Origin of the sequence: Spirosoma pollinicola, assembly GCF_002831565.1 — a bacterium.
GTDB classification, from domain to species: domain Bacteria; phylum Bacteroidota; class Bacteroidia; order Cytophagales; family Spirosomataceae; genus Spirosoma; species Spirosoma pollinicola.
The window spans coordinates 7,183,682-7,200,970 of sequence record NZ_CP025096.1 but is presented as its reverse complement, the minus strand read 5'-3'; the positions used below and the strand labels follow the sequence as shown (position 1 = coordinate 7,200,970).

Below are 17,289 nucleotides of genomic sequence, written 5' to 3'. Positions count from 1 at the left end.
GCTTTAATGTTCTATTTAGGGTAATAATCAAGAAAAACGACGATGAAGTTCAGTCTTTTGGGTTGCCTGCTGGTTTTTAGCCATATAGTACTAGCGCAGTCAACGACCGCCCCGCCCGACCGCAATACGCCCTGGTCGCAACGTATGGTAGCTACCATCATGGCCAACAATGCCGATTCTATAGCGTATGTGAAGGAGGGTAAAGATGCCCACTGGGAGTATGAAATGGGCGTTATCCTGCAAGCCATCGAGCAAGTATGGTACCGCACCGCCGATGATCGCTATTTCCAGTATATCCAGAAAAATATGGATCGATATGTAAACGCCGACGGCACTATTCGAACCTATAAAATGGATGAATACAATATCGACTATATAACGCCCGGTCGGTCGTTGTTAATGCTGGCTCAGCAATCGCTGCCCGGCAATGAAAAATACCGCAAAGCTGCTGCGGTTCTTCGTCAGCAATTGGCGCAGCAACCTCGTACCAACGAAGGCGGTTTCTGGCATAAAAAACGATACCCTTACCAGATGTGGCTCGATGGTTTGTACATGGCTGAGCCATTCTATGCGGAGTATACTAAATTATATGGCGGTGCAGCCGGAACGGATAAGAAGGATTTCGACGACATTGTGAATCAGTTTGTGTGGATGGAAAACCATGCCCGCGATGCTAAAACGGGCCTGCTCTATCATGGCTGGGATGAAAGCCGGGCGCAGAAATGGGCTAATAAAGAAACGGGTAAGTCGCCCAATTTCTGGAGCCGGGCAATGGGCTGGTACGTGATGGCACTGGTCGATGTGCTGGACTATATTCCGCAATCGTACCCTCGCCGTGCTGAACTGATCACGATTCTGCAACGGACGATACCTGCCATTGTAACGTATCAGGACCCGAAATCTGGCTGTTGGTATCAGGTAACAGATCGCCCAGGTGAGAAGAGCAACTACGTCGAGGCATCGGGCACTGGTATGTTCGTTTATGCCATTGCTAAAGGCGTTCGGATGGGGTATTTGCCCGAAACGATGCTGGCATCAGCCCGAAAGGGATATGACGGCATGCTGAAAAACTTTATTTCGACCGATGCCAAAGGCCAGATTCACTTAGAGAAAACCGTGCTGGTGGGTGGTCTGGGCGGTACGCCATACCGCGATGGGAGTTATGACTATTACCTGAGCGAACCGCTGCGTCAGGATGATTTGAAAGGTGTGGGGCCGTTCATTATGGCTAGCGTCGAAATGGAAATAGCAGGGTCCGGCGCACCGGCTGATCGTAGTATTGGGAAGGGGAAAACGGTGGCCGTCGATAACTACTTCAACCACGAATTTCGGAAGAGCGCAACAGGCGAACAGGAACCCTTTCATTACCTCTGGGACGACCGGATGCACTCGGGATTTTTCTGGTGGGGCAACATCTTTCAGAATCTGGGGGCTAAGACAACTACCATATCTGGTGCACCAACGGCAACTTCGCTTAAAGGCGTAGACGTTTACATTATCGTCGACCCCGATACGCCAAAGGAAACAGCCAAACCAAATTACGTTAGCGAAACTGATATCAATGCGATTGATGCCTGGGTACGGGCGGGTGGTACGCTGGTGCTGATGGCCAACGATACATCGAACTGTGAGCATAAACATTTCGGTCAGTTAGCTGCCCGCTTTGGAATGCAGTTTCTGCCGAAAAATCGGAACATGGTGCAGGGAACACAGTGGGATCAGGGTACAATTAGCATCCCCGCCGGAAATAGTATATTCCCTCATACTCAAACAGTTTATATTAAAGAGTTGGCTCCGCTCGATGTGAAGGCACCAGCCAAAGCGGTCGTAACCGATTCGGGCGATGTGATTATGGGTGTTGCGAATGTGGGTAAGGGCCGCGTGTTTGCTGTGGGCGACCCCTGGCTGTACAACGAATATGTAGATGGTCGCCGGATTCCGGCTAAGTTCCAGAACTTTCAGGCGGCAAAAGACCTGGCTACGTGGCTGGTTAGTGGTAAATAAGAAAATATAGAACGCGGATTGAACGGATTTGGACGGATATAGAATCTGTGCAAATCCGTTCAATCCGTTCAATCCGCGTTCCAATTTTATGACAACCCTAGTGTATTCAGTTGCTTCGCAGTGCAGTTGGTTGGTCTGGCAGTCTGGGCCATATAGGCCAGGGAGAGATTAAGCTCAATTTAGGTACTTGGCGAATTACGGGCTAAAGCCCATAGGTACAGCAACTGTACTCAAGTCAAAACGGTATTTAATCCAAGCTCAGTCATCATATCGTTTGTGAACACACGCATGCAGTCTGCATCCTGCATCAATTTATTTCGGGCGGCTATCCATCGGTCAACGTTGGTATCTGAATACATCATGCGCAGACGGTCTTTTGTCAGCTTCAGAATCTTGCCCCAGTGAAACGTGAACGGAATCGACTCGGTCTCTAACGTATCCCACAAGGCTTCGCAAAATGTAATCGTGCGGTTCGAAAAAATACCGTCCAGTTCAATTACACAGGTAGTTGGGAACCTGGTGAAACCCAGAACGGCATCGGTGCCTTTTACATACCGAAACGCCACGACACCCGTAAAAGGACCATTTGTTTCATTGAGGTCCAGTATTATGTCCTTCACTCGCAACACGTTCGAAACATCTACCCCGATAGCCGTGCTAAGCACTTTGCCGTGAATATCAGTGTTTGAGAAGATTTCACCATGCGTACCCATCACCTTACTGAACGGCTTGTAGGTTGAGTTTGTGAGGGCGTTCACGATTGCCGGAACCAGCGATGGCAGGCCTTCGGTCAGCTTTCCGATAAACGAGGGTGCATCGTCGCCGGGGCCAATAGCACCTAATGTAATTTCCGGGGGCGTGTATTTATCCGTATAGGGGCGCTTGTACATGCTGGTCATATAAGCGCCGTTATCCATGTCATACAAGTTGAGTAAGGCCTGAAAATGATAGGGTCGCTCATTGCCGCAGGGCAACGCAGAGTCTGTAAAGTCAAGCGTTGTCATCAGCGTTAACAACGCATCATCTATCAGCATTCGCTCCCGATAACACTCATACAGGAAAAGGGGAACTGTTTCGATCATGACGCCGTGGATAAAGCCAAAGCTCCCAAAGCTAACCAGAGCCGCGTTGAACAACTCATCATCCTGGACCAGTTCGGCGTTGATCTTCCTGACGAATGACGTCGACGCTACCGGATACGACTTCTTTTCGAGCCAGACGTGCCGGGTTGGGCTGACAATGATGTGAAGGCCAACCACAAAATTCGAGATGGAACCAACATCGAAGGCCGACCCGTGCGTGCCGGTCGATAATGCTCCGGCGATAGTTTGTCCGTTGCTGGCCCCCGATGTCATGAGCGACCGTTTTCGTTTTCGCAGCCTGTCGCTTATTTCCTGAACGGATACCCCGCATTGACAAAAAAACAGATCATCGGCGGTTTTTGGGTAGCTGGCCTGAACACTCGACGGGGTGATTTTTATCGTCAGATTCAGGAGTTTCGTATTAAGCAGGATGCCATCGGTAGCGGAGATTTTCGTGAACGACCATTCGCCACCGATAGCGCGAAGGTGGCGTTTCTTCTGAACAGCTTCCGCAATGATTTTCTGAATGCCGACCGTTGTTGAGTTGTAATCATCAACGATACTATCTGTCTCGTCATTCACTAAATCATATAGATTTTCGATACCTTGTTCGAAGGTTTCATGGCGGGGTTTCCATTTCCGTTGGTTGGTGGGATGAATGCGCATGGGGTGTGGTGGTTTGGAGCATGAAAATTATAATTCACCTTCGTGGGGGCAGGGCTTTGGGCATTTCCATTCGATCTGGACGGGACTCCAGATGCCCAGCGTAGCAACCGTAATGACCGAATAGCCAAAGTTGCTGGTAATTCGAACTTCGTCGAGGCTTTTGAGATTCAGCGAATCGCAGTTCGTGGCAATAACATTTTTCTGAACCAAACCCCAAAAAAAGGCGTGCGCTGTTTTTTTCTGATAGCCGGTCGACGGATCAAATTTTGAGGTCGTAATGCGATAGTGATAACAACTCTGCGTAAAAAACAGTAGACTCACCAGCGAGATTTGTTGAATCCGTAAACGCGTTGTAGATTTCATGACTGGTGCGTTTCAAGAGTGATTAACTCAGGGTGGAAGATATAACGAACTGACTTTAAGGCAAGTGTGCGGTAGAATTAGCCTCATGCATAGGTACTAAGCGAAAGAATTACCTGCTGAATAAATTGAGGGAAGGGTAAGCGATAGTTAGTTATCGGTAAGTACGGTATGAATGTGTGTATTGTCTTCTGATAATGAGTAGTATACATGGAATTAAGCCTAACTGTGCGAAAAGTTATTTACGCTAAATAGTTTTAAGGAAATTAGATCATCTGGTAACAAGCCCCACTTTTTTCAAGTTAACCCCCTATGCAATCCCCAACCCTAACCTCGTCCCGGAATAAGGTCGACTCGTTTGAGTCGCCGGATTTCTACTGTCTTGATGACTTACTCACGGCTGAACACAAACTGGTTCGGTCGGCTGTACGCAATTTTGTAAAGCGTGAGATTACGCCCATTGCCGAGGAATATGCCCAACGGGCCGAGTTCCCAAGTCATATCGTGCCGAAATTTGGGCAGATCGGGGTATTTGGTGCGACCATTCCGACAGAGTATGGCGGGGGAGGGCTGGATCAGATTTCGTATGGCCTGATGACGCAGGAAATTGAGCGGGGCGATTCGGGGATGCGCTCGATTGTATCGGTACAAAACTCGCTGGTGATGTACCCGATTTGGGCCTTTGGTACCGAGGCTCAGCGACAAAAATACCTGCCTCGTCTGGCAACAGGCGAATTGCTCGGGTGCTTTGGCCTCACCGAAGCCAACCACGGCTCTGACCCTGGTGGTATGGAAACCAATTTTATTGAACGCAGTGATTATTTCCTGCTCAACGGCTCGAAACTCTGGATCACCAATGCCAATATTGCTGATATTGCTATTGTCTGGGCCAGAAATGATCAGGGTAAAGTACGTGGATTGATTGTCGAGCGGGGCTTGGAAGGATTTACCTCAGCTGAGATAAAGAACAAATGGTCGCTACGGGCCAGCACTACCGGCGAACTCATTTTTAACGATGTTCAGGTCCCTAAAGAAAACATTCTGCCCGAAGCTTTTGGCCTGAAAAGTGCGCTCAAATGTTTGGAGCAGGCTCGTTACGGCATAAGCTGGGGCGCGTTGGGTGCAGCTATGGAATGCTATGAAGTGGCTCGTCGGTACGCTCTCGAACGGATTCAGTTCGGCAAACCCATTGCTAGTTTTCAGTTGGTGCAGAAAAAACTGGCCGAAATGCTGACCGATATTACTCAGGGACAATTGCTTTGCTGGCGACTTGGAATGCTTAAAAACGAAGACAGAGCCACCGTTGCACAGATTTCGATGGCAAAGCGCAGTAATGTAGAGATGGCGTTGCGGGTTGCCCGCGAAGCCCGCCAGATTCTGGGTGCTATGGGAATCTCGGGCGATTACCCAATTATGCGCCACCTGATGAACCTTGAATCGGTAAGTACCTACGAAGGAACCCATGATATTCAACTACTTATTCTGGGCGCCGAAATCACGGGTATTCCCGCGTTCAAATAAGAGAGACTGTCGGTTTTGACTATGCCTGATTTACCCTACCTTAGCTAGCTGGTTAATTGAGTAAACTAACCGGGTAACAAATGACGGGCATAGAAACCTCTTTTGATAACGAAGCCGCTCTGGAAATTGAGCAACTACGACTGGCCTTACAAGCTGCTCAGGTGGGTACGTGGGATTATAATCTGGAAACAAATCAGGCGCAATGGTCAGATATTTGCAAGAAGTTATTTGGCCTGCCAGCCGATATGCATATCACATCGGCCACGCTGCTGGCCAAGGTTCATCCAGATGATCAGGAACGCGTTGCGCAGGCCAATGCCCGGATACTAAGCCCCCACAGTGACGGTGACCATAACGTAATCTTTAGAACCCAGCGGGAAGACGAAACATATCGGTGGGTTCAGGCAAAAGGTAGAACCATTTTAAATGAGGAGGGCCAGATCCTTCGTTTCAACGGTATTGTTTTCGATATAACGGAATTGAAACAGGCGCAGGAAGCGCTGAGACAGAGCGCCGAGGTGTTGGAGCAGCGGGTTACTGAACGCACGCAGGCACTTAAGGAAGCCAACCAGAAACTCAAGAAATCGAATGAGAATCTGGCTGAGTTTGCTTACATAGCCTCGCATGATTTGCAGGAGCCACTGCGTAAAATCCAGTCATTTGGCGATATACTAAAAGACCAGTATACGATAGAACTTGGCGATGGCATTACGTATCTGGAACGTATGCAGGTTGCGGCCCGCCGGATGTCAACACTTATTAAAGACTTGCTGACTTTCTCCCGTCTCTCTATCCGGAAAGAGGCCATGTCGTGGGTATCCTTAACCGATATTGTAACCGACGTTCTTCTTGATCTGGAATTGTCCATTCAGGAAACCGGTGCCGAGGTTGAACTTGGGCCCCTACCAAAGGTGCAGGGCGATGTGTCGCAACTGACCCAACTCTTTCAAAATTTACTGAGCAACGCCATCAAGTTTGGCCGGATAGGTATACCACCTGTTATAATTGTTCGCGCAGACGTAGTAGAGGCTGGGAACTTGCCTACATTGGTGCAGCCTGTCAGAGAGGCTGACAAATACTGCCGGATTGATGTGGCAGATAACGGCATTGGTTTTGATGAAAAATACGTAGATCGAATTTTTCAGGTCTTTCAGCGACTTCATGGGGTCAGCCAGTATGCCGGTACGGGCATTGGCCTGGCAATTTGCGAAAAAGTAGTGACCAATCACGGGGGCGTAATTGCAGCCAGCAGCCAGCTCGGTCAGGGTACTACATTCAGTGTATATCTTCCATTATAACGGTTTAACAACTCCCTTGCGGGTGAAGTACAAATTCAATCGTTTCATCTCTTTTTTCACCCGGAACAAATAGGCTTTTCCTAAACTGCCCGACTCCATTAAACGTCGGTCACCAGTCCAGGCCCGCGCATTACTGGAGCTAACCCGATGAAGTGCGCCCTTTTGGGATAAACAATAGGCCATCCAGCCATCTTCAGACCGACCCGTTGCCTTACGGTCGAGGTCATGCCGGAAGCCGCCAACGGCCAGACCATCTGCTTTGCGATAAGCAAAGTTGAAGCCCATGACATCAACAAATTCCCGGTTTTTTCGCTTGATTTTTTTGAATGTCTCAGACGTCAGTTCATGTAAACCCAGTGGAAAACGTGCTTTGTTATCGCTGGGGATAAAGGAATAGGTGCCGTACGAACAGGCAATATTCGGTTGTTTCAGCGGTGTTACCAGCGCATCGAGCCAATCAGGAGGATACAGACTATCAGCGTCGGCGCTAACAATATACGTACCTCTCGCTTTATCGAGGCCTGCCTGGCGGGCGTAGCTTATGCCTTGATCGGCGACAAAGACTGACTGCACACCACACAAATCAAGAAGCTCCTGCGTTCTATCGGCAGAGTTATTGTTAGCCACAATCAGTTCTGTACGATACGATGTTTTCAAACAAGCAAGCGACGAGAGGGTCTGAAGGATGTTTTCTTCTTCGTTATAAGCTGGAATAACAATGGATACTTCAGGGTCTGATACGCTGAATTGCTGTAAGTTAGCTTTTAACGATTGAAGCTCATTTGCGCTGATCGTGCTTCCTTTTCCAGCAAATTGGGTGTGTTTCTGTACCCATTCAGGTATGGTAAACAGTCTCATAGTAAATGCATTTAACAAGTTCGGAGATATAAAATACTTATTGGGAAACGGTATAGATATGGCTTTTTAAGCATTAATACTGGCAATATTAAGTATTTTAGTTTATTGTTTATGAGCTAATTACACTTTTTATTTTCAAAATAATTACTTTTGTTAATAAGGATATGCTGGTAGACCAATTATGTCTTCACCTCTACTAAATCCGGATATAACGACCATATGTTAAAGGGACATGATATTGTTGGTGTAGGGCTGTTGAATTGGGAAAATGATTATACAAAGTCGACTATGCAGCTGCTATCCGAGCTATCGGGCGATAACCAAGTGCTTTTTGTAAACTATGCCTGTACGGTCAAGGATATATGGCAGTATTTTCGAAAACAAAAGCAAATTCCACTGGCTCAGGTAATTGGCTACAAGGATCGCCTTTCCTGTCATCAGCTCGATGATGGTCGCGAAGTATATGTGCTGATTCCTCCCCCCATGTTACCCATAAATCAACTCCGTCCGGGTTGGCTATATAACGCTTTGCTGCGGTGGAATACCCACCGAATTACAAAAAGTACCCGACGGGCTATGCAGCGTTTGGGCTTCAAAACGCCTATTGTTCTGAATGCCCTTCATCCAACCGTAGGCATTGGTATGGCGGGTAAGCTATCCGAAAAAGCACTTGTTTATTATTGCTACGACGCCATCGAGGCTGAAACCTGGAGTCGGGCACACGGGCAGGTGGCCGAAGAGCAACTGCTGCAACAGGCCGATGCCGTTATTACGTCCTCCAATAGCTTGTACACCAGCAAACGCCGGTTACAACCAAATTGCTTTCTGGTTGAAAATGGCGTCGATATACCCCTGTTTCGTCGGGCCAATGTGTCGCGCATTAACCGGGAGTCAAAAACGATTGGTTATATAGGCTCCATTGACAATCGATTGGATATTGATTTACTGGAACGGTGCTTCCATCAGTTTCCTGACTTTCGTTTCCTGTTTGTGGGGCGGGTACCGGATCCGGCACTGGCCCAGCGGTTAGGTCGATTTTCGAATGTAATGCTCGCCGGTTCACAACCGCCTTCCAGTTTGCCTGAATTTTTGACGAAAATGGACGTAGGCTTAATTCCGTTTTACTTAAATGAGCAGACCAAGGCTATCTATCCGCTGAAAATCAATGAGTATTTAGCGGCTGGTTTACCGGTTGTCAGTACAAATTTCACCGACTTAACCGCCTTTGAGCCAGTTGTTTCGATAAGTCCATCAGCCGATGAATTTATTGCCGCCATAGAGGCCGCACTGGTCGAAACAAATCCAGATTTACCAAAACAACGATTGTTATTCGCTGAGGCTAATTCATGGGAAAATCGAGGTCGGCAATTTGGGGAGGTATTGGCGAACGTGCTGGCGCAGAAGTCGACACTTTCTCCCAACACTGTAGTTCCGGATTATATAGTTTAATGACCCGCGCCGGGTTACCTGCTACCACCGAGAAAGCTGGAACGTTTTTTGTTACCACACTACCAGCGGCTACGATAGCATGTTTACCTATTTGAACACCAGCCGTAATAACCGAATTAGAGCCAACCCAGCATTCATCGTCAAGTACAACCGGAAGTATGCTAACTGGTTGCAATCGAATGGGTACATGAATGTCCTGATAGCCATGATTAAGACCGGAGATGACGACGTGTTGGGCAATAATCACTTGATTACCAACAGAAACAGGCCCAATAAGGATACTGCCAATGCCCACCCGTGTATTGGCACCAACCAGCACATCGCCTACACCATTGTTGACAACGCAGTAGTCTTCTATGGTTGATTGCTGACCTAATTCGAAACGCCGGAATGGTAAAACGTCAAGCCGAACAGAGGAGCAAATACGGCTGTTACTGCCTTTTTTGTGGATAAACGGATTGACAAACCAGCTCACCCATTTACGTGGTCGGGCCTGCCCTTTTGGAATAAGGAGGTAATGCAACCATTTCTTTGTGTGGCTGTTGTTTTTAATAGACGCTAAAATAGTCATGCTGAATAGGCGAGTTTACGGTGATGAAAGCACAACACTAATTCGATAGAATTTATGATTTACTTTATTTGAAATTGATAAAGTAAATATATATATATTTGTTAAATAATTAATAAAAAGCGTTAATATGCCTTTTCTATATAGCGGATGTATTGACGTTTATCTGTACTATAGCCTATTTAGTGTCTAAATACTGTTGCACGGGTAGTTGATATTGCTATCCACGATAGGAGCTTATCACCCGCCGTTCTGTCATGACTATAAAATCACTATACGAAACTGGCCAGCGGCTCTTACGAACGAACGCGTTTGTGTCATTGGCGGGTAATGGCTTATCAGCCATCCTGGGTTTATTGACGCTGGCTCTGTTAGCCCGCTTATGCAGTAAAGGTGAGTTCGGTATATGGATTTTATTTCTAACGGTCTATTCACTGGCTGATGCGCTTCGCTCCGGTTTAATTCTTAATGCACTTATCCGTCACTTAGCCGCAGAAACCACACTGCCCATGATCAGGCGATGGGCGGGGGCAGCCTGGCAACTATCCGGAGCATTTCTTGGTGTGATGACGGTCCTGATTGGCATCGTTGTTGTCGTAGCTAGAGTAATTGGTTATGGTGAGCAATGGCCGGTTCTCGCTGGCTGGATAGTCGGATTGAGTATCGTGGCATTGCCCGTTAACATCAGTGGCTGGTTGCTTCAGTCCCGTTCCCGATTTAAGTCGATGCAGGCCGTGCGAGTGGGTGTTCAGGTACTGTTTCTGGCCTTTATTGCGATTGGTCATTACACAAATCGTCTGGATAGTACGTACCTTCTGGCGACCTATACCCTCACGCATGGATTAATTGGACTGGGAGTTTTACTGGCGGGCTGGGCGCAGGGTGGCACATTGTTTACTGGAACGGCGCAGGAGCGTAGACGTTTACTGGATTTTGGACGATTCAGTATGGTTTCGCTGCTGGTTTCTAACTTATTACGCAGCTCAGACAGATTGTTGATTGGGGCACTTTTAGGTCCCGAAGCGGTGGTTATTTATACGTTGCCACAACGATTGCTTGAACTGATCGAAATGCCTATTCGAAGTATTGTAATTACCGATATGCCCCGATTGGCCCAACTGTATGCCAATCAATCCATACAGGCATGGGCTACTTTTTTCAATCAACAGGCTGGTCGCCTTTGGATAGCATTGCTCCCTTTGTCGATTTGCGGTTTTCTGGCCGCTCAACCACTTGTGCAACTATTGGGCGGAAATGGCTTTAGCGATAGTAGCAACGTTTTGCGCTTTTTCATGATCTACGCACTCATCCTGCCACTGGATCGGTATGCAGGTGTTGGACTGGACGTTGTCAATAAACCCCAATTAAATCTGGTGAAGGTCATTTGTATGCTGGCTGTCAATGTGATTGGTGACGTGATCGCCATTCAGGTTTTCCATTCGGTGGTTGGGGTCGCGTTCGTTTCTATCGCCACATTCCTGCTGGGATTGCTTTTAGGGTTCCAGTTTTTGCGGAGGTTTGCGCCCGTATCGCTACTCACTGCCATGCACACAGGATTGGGGTCAATACAACAATTTGTCAAACATGTTCGGCATGAATGGGCCCGCTAACCATCACTATAAAATAACTTAATCAACTCTTCCTTAATCAATCTGTATCTCCATCGTAAATGTAAATACCATGCTTATACTTAAACTGCTTGCGGCAATCGTTTTTGGTTACACGGCTTTCGTCACGGTTTACCTCTCGTTTTTCGCGATTGCAGGCCGACTTCGGAAAATTCAACGGATGGTTCGATTTAATTCGGATACAAACCGACGAATTGCTGTTCTGATTCCTGCCTATAAGGAAGATGCGGTTATTCTGGAGTCGGCGCAGCATGGATTGCTTCAGGATTATCCGGCGTCGATGTACGATATTATCGTTATCGCTGATTCGTTGCGCGCCGAGACCGTGGAGACTTTACGAAAGCTCCCGATTAAGGTGATTGAAGTAGTTTTTGATAAATCGACCAAATCAAAAGCGCTTAATGTGGCTTTTCGACAATTGCCCGCAGTCTACGATGTAGCCGTCATTCTGGATGCCGACAACCTGATGGCACCTGATTTTTTACAACAGGTAGATACGGCTTTTCAACGGGGCTGCCGTATTTTGCAGGGCCACCGGGTGGCTAAAAATACCAATAATAGTGTAGCGGTGCTGGATGCGATCAGTGAGGAAATTAACAACCATATTTTCCGTCAGGGCCATCGGGCCGTAGGGCTTTCGGCGGCTTTGATCGGCTCAGGAATGGCCTTTGACTATGCGTTGTTAAAAGGGATAATGCCCGCTGTACAGGCTGTTGGCGGATTTGATAAGGAGTTGGAAATGAGATTGCTAAGTCAGGGAATCTCGTTTGCTTATCTGCCTACTGCACTTGTGTATGATGAAAAAGTATCGAATGAAGCAATTTTCGAGCGCCAGCGCACCCGTTGGATTGCTGCTCAGTATAAATACATGCGACTGAATTTCTGGCCGGGTCTGAAAGCCCTGTTTACCGGCAATATCGACTATGCCGACAAAGTGTTTCAAACAATGCTGCCGCCCCGAATTTTATTGATGGGTAGTTTGGTAATTGGCATACTGGTCAGTTCTTTAGTAGGCAGTACGTTCTTCTTCTTCTTTACAGCAAGCCAATTAACACTTTTACTGCTTACATTCTACATATCAACGCCCAGAGCTTTAGTCAAACAGATCGGCCTGGCCGAGTTACTGAAACTACCGGTACTCTTTACCAGTTTTCTGAAGTCAATATATAATATGAAAACGGCTAAAAATCAGTTCCTCCACACCCCACATGGTGAAAAGGAGTCGGTCAGTCAGTAAGTTGATAAGTTAGTAATTGACTAACCGGCCTCGCGAAAGCTACTGACTGACTTATCAACTGACTGACTTACTGACTAGATTAACATCAACGTCATCAGCCCGGCGGGCTTTTTCCCACACGCCCGAGGTATTGCCCCGCCAGTAACGCATAAAGCCCAGAATTGCACAAACATTCATGAAGGTGAAGTAAAAGGGAACAAACAATGCTTTCACCCTGATTTCCCGGTGCTCCAGGCGATAGCCTACGTAGGCGGCTCCATAAAAAAGACACTGGCCAGCAAAAAACACGACCCATAATAGGTATAATGGGTTACTGGTGGCCTGATCAACGGGTACGATCAATGCCAGATTTGCCAGCCAGATTAATGGCAGACAAAAAGGCGTTACCGCCCAGCGCAATACCCGGTGCGATACATACTGGAAAGTTAACCAGCCATAGCGCCCAATATTTAGCAAGTACAGCAAGCGCATGATCGACTGGAAGCCCCCGGCGGCAATACGTACTTTTCGCTTTTTTTCTTCGTCTATAGAAAAAGAAGGGCGCTCAAGGGCATAGGCATCCGGTTCGTACTCAACCCGGTAGCCGTGACCGGCAATTCGAAGCGAAATAATAAAATCATCGAGCAGCGTATCGGGTTCAACGGTCTCGTATAGAGATGTCCGTAAGGTGAATAATTCGCCCGCAGCGCCTACAACGGTATGCAATTGTGCATCTTTCTTTTTTAAATAAGACTCATATTTCCAGTATAGCCCTTCGCCTGAGCCCGCTGCCGATTCGCTGTCGAGTACTTCTATTCGTTTTTCGCCAGCAACAGCCCCAACCGTTTCATCTCGAAAATGACGTACCAGATTACGAATTGCCCGTGTGTTGAGTTGTGTATTTGCATCGCTAAAAATGACAATAGGCGTCTTAACATGCGTCATTGCCCGATTCATAGCGGCTACTTTGCCCGCCCGTTCATTTCCGCCTAATACCTCGATCTGACTGTCGCCATCTGCCCGAATCGATTCCAGCCAGGCTGTCGACCCGTCTGTCGACCCTTCGGTCACGAACAAAAGCTTGAGGTTTTTGGCGGGGTAATCTAATTCACGGGAGTTTTTTAGCTTTGCCGACAGGCAGCCCATTTCATTATAGGCTGCCATCACCAGCGTTACCATAGGTGTATAGTTGTCGTCATCTGCCAGTGGCAAACGAGGTTTTATACTACTGCGGATCTTAACCAGCAGTGTAATCAGAATTCCGTATCCTACATACGTGTAGGCGACTATGCCGAGGCATACCAGAAGAAAAAATTGCATGACGATTATGCGAGTGTATGAAAATGAGAAAGAGTCGTTTGGCTAGCCGGTTCGAATAATTTATAGATATCAAGTGCCTGTTCAGCCGTTTTTTTCCAGGAGAAATGAGTTATCTGTTCATGCCCGCGCTTAACCAGCTGTTGGCGAAGTTGCGGCTTGTTGACCAACTGTTGCATTGCATCGGTAATGCTGTCGGGATTAAACGGGTCAACCAGCAAAGCTGCGTTTCCGGCCACTTCGGGCATAGCCGTTAGCGTGCTGGTAATCACCGGTGTACCACAAGCCATGGCTTCTAAAATTGGTAAACCAAACCCTTCACTAATGGATGGGAAAAGGTAAATTTCGGCCAACGTATATAATGCAGGAAGATCTTCATCGGGTATGTATCCGACGAATTGGCAACGCTGCTCTATATACGCATATTCATCTGGGGTTAGTAAGCGATGCAGGAAATCCGGGAGCCTGCCACTGATTAATAAACGAACATCGGTATCTGTTTGACTGTATTTAAGAAACGCCAATAAAACGTTTTTCAGATTTTTACGTGGATCAGTACTTCCAAGAAAAAAGAAATAGCGAGCCGGTAGCTTATACTTCTTTTGAACCTCAGCCAGTTTCGTATCTGTAACAGGGGCCATAAATCGATCACTAACCGCATTATAAAGAACCTTTATCTGAGATTGAGGAATACGAAGGGCGTCTATTATTTCCTGTTCGGCGTGTTTGGATATCGTTAAAATGGCCTGGCAACGCGATACTAACCGACGTACCAGCAAGGCTCGATATCTGTTCCCGAATTTCTGATAAAGAGTGGCTGTATTGATTCCCTGGCTTGGATTTAAGAAAAGTACATCATGCAGCGTCAGAATCAATGGTATATTCAGGAGTAGGGGAGCGGTATTGGCGGTACAGTGTAATACATCTAATTTATAGGTACGAATAGCTCGGGGAAGTGCTACTTGCTCCCAGTGTACATAATTTGCTCCCGGTACTTTCACCAATGTAAAATTATCGTGAAGATTCAGACATTGTTCATCCACATCCGGACGAACAAATATGAAATAGTCATTTTCATGATCGAGTTGTTGAAGCGCACGAATGAGTTCCAGCGCCACAATATCCATACCGTGTTTATGAGGTCGTAGCAATCGCTGCGCTTCGATTCCAATTCTCATACACTTGCTTTTAGTGTCACTAAATCATTATCTATCAGTGTAGTTTGTTGAGTAGATACGGTTGGGCGTTCGACGGTATGATGAAGGTTCCACCTAACGCCCTGCAAAAAGGCTTTCAAGAAAAGAAACTGACCTCTGAGACAATAGATAAGTACCGCTTTTGGCAGTGCCAGTGCGGTGAAGTAAATTGAAAAGATGAGCAGCGAGAGCGATGACACGTTTCGGCGCATAAAAACTATCCGATTTCGGGTTTGATAATAGACCTTCATCGGATTTCCTTTGCCTACGGTCATCGACTCTTTATGAAAGACAAGCGCCGAGGACTGGTAGTAAATTTTGTAGCCTGCCTGAATAATCCGGCAGCACCAGTCGAGTTCTTCGTAATACAGAAAATACAGTTCGGGTAATAAACCGGCTCGCTCAAGAACCTCCCGTTTTACCATCATGGCAGCACCATGAGCAAAAGGAGTTATGCCTGATGTATTAAACTGGCCAATGTCTTCCTGATGACTTCCAATGGACCATGCCTGCCCCGTGTATTGGTTTAAGGGCGTGTAGCCTGCGTATTGTATGACCGTTGGCTCCTGGAAATACCGAATTTTTGGGCACGTCACCCCAAGGGTAGTGTCATGCTCAAATGGTTCCAGCAAGCGTTCAATCAGATCGGGTGTCACTTCTGTATCGTTATTCAGAAGCAAAACATAATCTCCTTTCGCTTGCCGAATGCCCACGTTGTTGCCACCGGCAAAACCCAGGTTTTTGTCGGTTACAATGACTTTTATGTCCTTGAAATTTCGCTTTCTGATTAACTCAGTCGGGTCTTCTTCGGAATTATTATCGACGACAATGACCTCAATGGCAGGATAAGACAATCGCTGAATGGATTCCAGTAATGCACAGGTTAGCTCTGCCTGATTAAAATTGAGGGTAATTAGTGATACGAGCGGGACAGACCTCATACATTTTCTTTCTGAAAAACGGCTTTGACGGTTCTGATTAAAATGATCAGGTCTACTTTGAATGAGTACGTTTTTGCGTAAAGGGCATCCAGTTGTATCCGTTCCTGATCTGATACACCAGCCTTGCCCCGTTTGGTAACCTGCCAAAGACCGGTTAGGCCAGCGGGTGCGGCAAATCGGCGGGCATAGGCAGTTGTGGTCAGTTTCTCCGCTTCGTAGGGCGGTAGCGGCCGGTTGCCGACAAACGACATATCGCCTTTAAGAATATTGATCAGTTGGGGTAACTCGTCGATGCTTGTATTGCGCAAAAACTTGCCAAGCCGGGTAACGCGAGGGTCTTCCTTAAACTTCATAAACATAGCCTTCGCTTTGCGCGTACGCTGCACCTGTATTTCACAAACCTGCATATTATCTTGAAACAAAGGACGTTGGCACTGTGTGCCTGCCAGTTTGCATGTGTCGCAGAGTTCATCGGCTGCCTGTTCGGGCAAGGCTGATTTGTACATATTCTGCGAAGCCATACCCGCTATCAGCTTATCCGAACCGGTGCGCATGGTTCGGAATTTGTACATATCAAATAATTTATACCCCATGCCAATTCGCCTGGATTTATAAAAAATAGGCCCTTTGGAGTCGAGTCGAATAAAAGCAGCAACGACCAGGAGCAGGGGAGATATGCACAACAAAACAGTAAAAGAAACCGCTATATCGAAAAACCGTTTTCCAAAAGGAATTCGTTGCTTTCGGGCGTTCTCTAGTTCGTGCCCAATTTCATTGTATTTCTTTCTGCGAACCAGGTAAGCCATTCGGTTTCGAAGCGCATTTTCATCAAAATCGAGTGGGAATATATCGATTATGGGCTTTCCCTCGGCCTGAACGTTCATGTCGGTTTCAGCACCAGCACTGAGCAGCATCGTGGAAAATGCATGTTTGATTCTGGACGAATCAATAGTATTCAGGAATTTGAGGCCACCCAGTTCATCATTAATAATGACCAGATCAACTTCTTTTCCTTCCTGCAAAAGTTTAATAGCTTCTCCCCGGCTGGAAACGACCGTTAGAGTTACCATTTGCGAAAAAGCCTGCTCAAATTCCGCAATTTTATGCGGGCTAGTTTCAACATAAAGGACGTGATAAACGCCCTCTTGAGTGATCGATTCCGTAAGCATACAGGTGTAGGAAGAA

Annotated in this window: 14 protein-coding genes; 6 read left to right on the top strand and 8 right to left on the bottom strand. The window is 47.0% G+C overall.

Annotation, left to right across the window (positions count from 1 at the left end; all coding sequences use genetic code 11):
- Positions 1–42 precede the first annotated feature (42 nt).
- The gene (locus tag CWM47_RS30275) at positions 43–2,004 is read left to right on the top strand and encodes a glycoside hydrolase family 88 protein (RefSeq protein WP_100992310.1); all 1,962 of its coding nucleotides are present in this window, start codon (positions 43–45) and stop codon (positions 2,002–2,004) included.
- Between the two features lie 230 nt (positions 2,005–2,234).
- On the opposite strand, the gene CWM47_RS30270 is transcribed toward CWM47_RS30275, so the two are convergent.
- Together CWM47_RS30270 and CWM47_RS30265 are read right to left on the bottom strand one after the other, a co-directional pair.
- Complete coding sequence (locus tag CWM47_RS30270) at positions 2,235–3,752, bottom strand: FAD-binding protein (RefSeq protein ID WP_100992309.1); 1,518 nt, start codon at positions 3,750–3,752, stop codon at positions 2,235–2,237.
- A 27-nt stretch (positions 3,753–3,779) separates the two neighbouring features.
- Complete coding sequence (locus tag CWM47_RS30265; RefSeq protein WP_240625528.1) at positions 3,780–4,115, bottom strand: Bor family protein; 336 nt, start codon at positions 4,113–4,115, stop codon at positions 3,780–3,782.
- A gap of 309 nt (positions 4,116–4,424) precedes the next feature.
- Between CWM47_RS30265 and CWM47_RS30260 the strand changes: the two genes are divergently transcribed.
- On the top strand, positions 4,425–5,633 hold the full coding sequence (locus CWM47_RS30260; RefSeq protein WP_100992308.1) for an acyl-CoA dehydrogenase family protein: 1,209 nt from the start codon (positions 4,425–4,427) through the stop codon (positions 5,631–5,633).
- An 80-nt stretch (positions 5,634–5,713) separates the two neighbouring features.
- A complete protein-coding gene (locus CWM47_RS30255; protein ID WP_100992307.1) occupies positions 5,714–6,931 on the top strand; it encodes a sensor histidine kinase in 1,218 nt (405 codons plus the stop codon).
- Here CWM47_RS30255 and CWM47_RS30250 read toward each other — a convergent pair.
- Positions 6,926–7,789 (bottom strand): glycosyltransferase family 2 protein, encoded by an 864-nt coding sequence (locus CWM47_RS30250; protein WP_100992306.1) that lies wholly within the window; start codon positions 7,787–7,789, stop codon positions 6,926–6,928. The two genes, CWM47_RS30255 and CWM47_RS30250, sit on opposite strands and share 6 nt — an antisense overlap.
- A gap of 288 nt (positions 7,790–8,077) precedes the next feature.
- Here CWM47_RS30250 and CWM47_RS30245 point away from each other — a divergent pair, with 288 nt between their 5' ends.
- Entirely contained in the window at positions 8,078–9,238 is a 1,161-nt protein-coding gene (locus tag CWM47_RS30245; protein ID WP_157816089.1) for a glycosyltransferase, read from the top strand.
- On the opposite strand, the gene CWM47_RS30240 is transcribed toward CWM47_RS30245, so the two are convergent.
- A complete protein-coding gene (locus CWM47_RS30240) occupies positions 9,129–9,809 on the bottom strand; it encodes an acyltransferase (RefSeq protein ID WP_100992304.1) in 681 nt (226 codons plus the stop codon). The genes CWM47_RS30245 and CWM47_RS30240 overlap by 110 nt on opposite strands.
- Before the next feature lie 254 nt (positions 9,810–10,063).
- On the opposite strand from CWM47_RS30240, the gene CWM47_RS30235 reads away from it, so the two are divergent.
- Both CWM47_RS30235 and CWM47_RS30230 read left to right on the top strand, forming a co-directional pair.
- On the top strand, positions 10,064–11,416 hold the full coding sequence (locus CWM47_RS30235; RefSeq protein WP_100992303.1) for a lipopolysaccharide biosynthesis protein: 1,353 nt from the start codon (positions 10,064–10,066) through the stop codon (positions 11,414–11,416).
- Positions 11,417–11,486: 70 nt separating this feature from the next.
- Positions 11,487–12,671, top strand: a complete 1,185-nt coding sequence (locus CWM47_RS30230) for a glycosyltransferase (protein WP_100992302.1) — start codon at positions 11,487–11,489, stop codon at positions 12,669–12,671.
- A gap of 54 nt (positions 12,672–12,725) precedes the next feature.
- Here CWM47_RS30230 and CWM47_RS30225 read toward each other — a convergent pair whose 3' ends face one another.
- Genes CWM47_RS30225 through CWM47_RS30210 form a run of 4 tightly spaced genes read right to left on the bottom strand, consistent with a single transcriptional unit; the run spans position 12,726 to position 17,273 of the window.
- A complete protein-coding gene (locus CWM47_RS30225; protein ID WP_100992301.1) occupies positions 12,726–13,970 on the bottom strand; it encodes a glycosyltransferase family 2 protein in 1,245 nt (414 codons plus the stop codon).
- Positions 13,971–13,975: 5 nt separating this feature from the next.
- Positions 13,976–15,145 carry a glycosyltransferase family 4 protein gene (locus tag CWM47_RS30220; RefSeq protein WP_100992300.1) on the bottom strand — a complete coding sequence of 390 codons (1,170 nt, stop codon included), beginning with the start codon at positions 15,143–15,145 and terminating at the stop codon, positions 13,976–13,978.
- Positions 15,142–16,104 (bottom strand): glycosyltransferase family 2 protein, encoded by a 963-nt coding sequence (locus CWM47_RS30215; RefSeq protein ID WP_100992299.1) that lies wholly within the window; start codon positions 16,102–16,104, stop codon positions 15,142–15,144. The genes CWM47_RS30220 and CWM47_RS30215 overlap by 4 nt, the downstream gene beginning before the upstream one ends.
- Complete coding sequence (locus tag CWM47_RS30210) at positions 16,101–17,273, bottom strand: sugar transferase (protein WP_100992298.1); 1,173 nt, start codon at positions 17,271–17,273, stop codon at positions 16,101–16,103. The genes CWM47_RS30215 and CWM47_RS30210 overlap by 4 nt, the downstream gene beginning before the upstream one ends.
- Positions 17,274–17,289 lie beyond the last annotated feature (16 nt).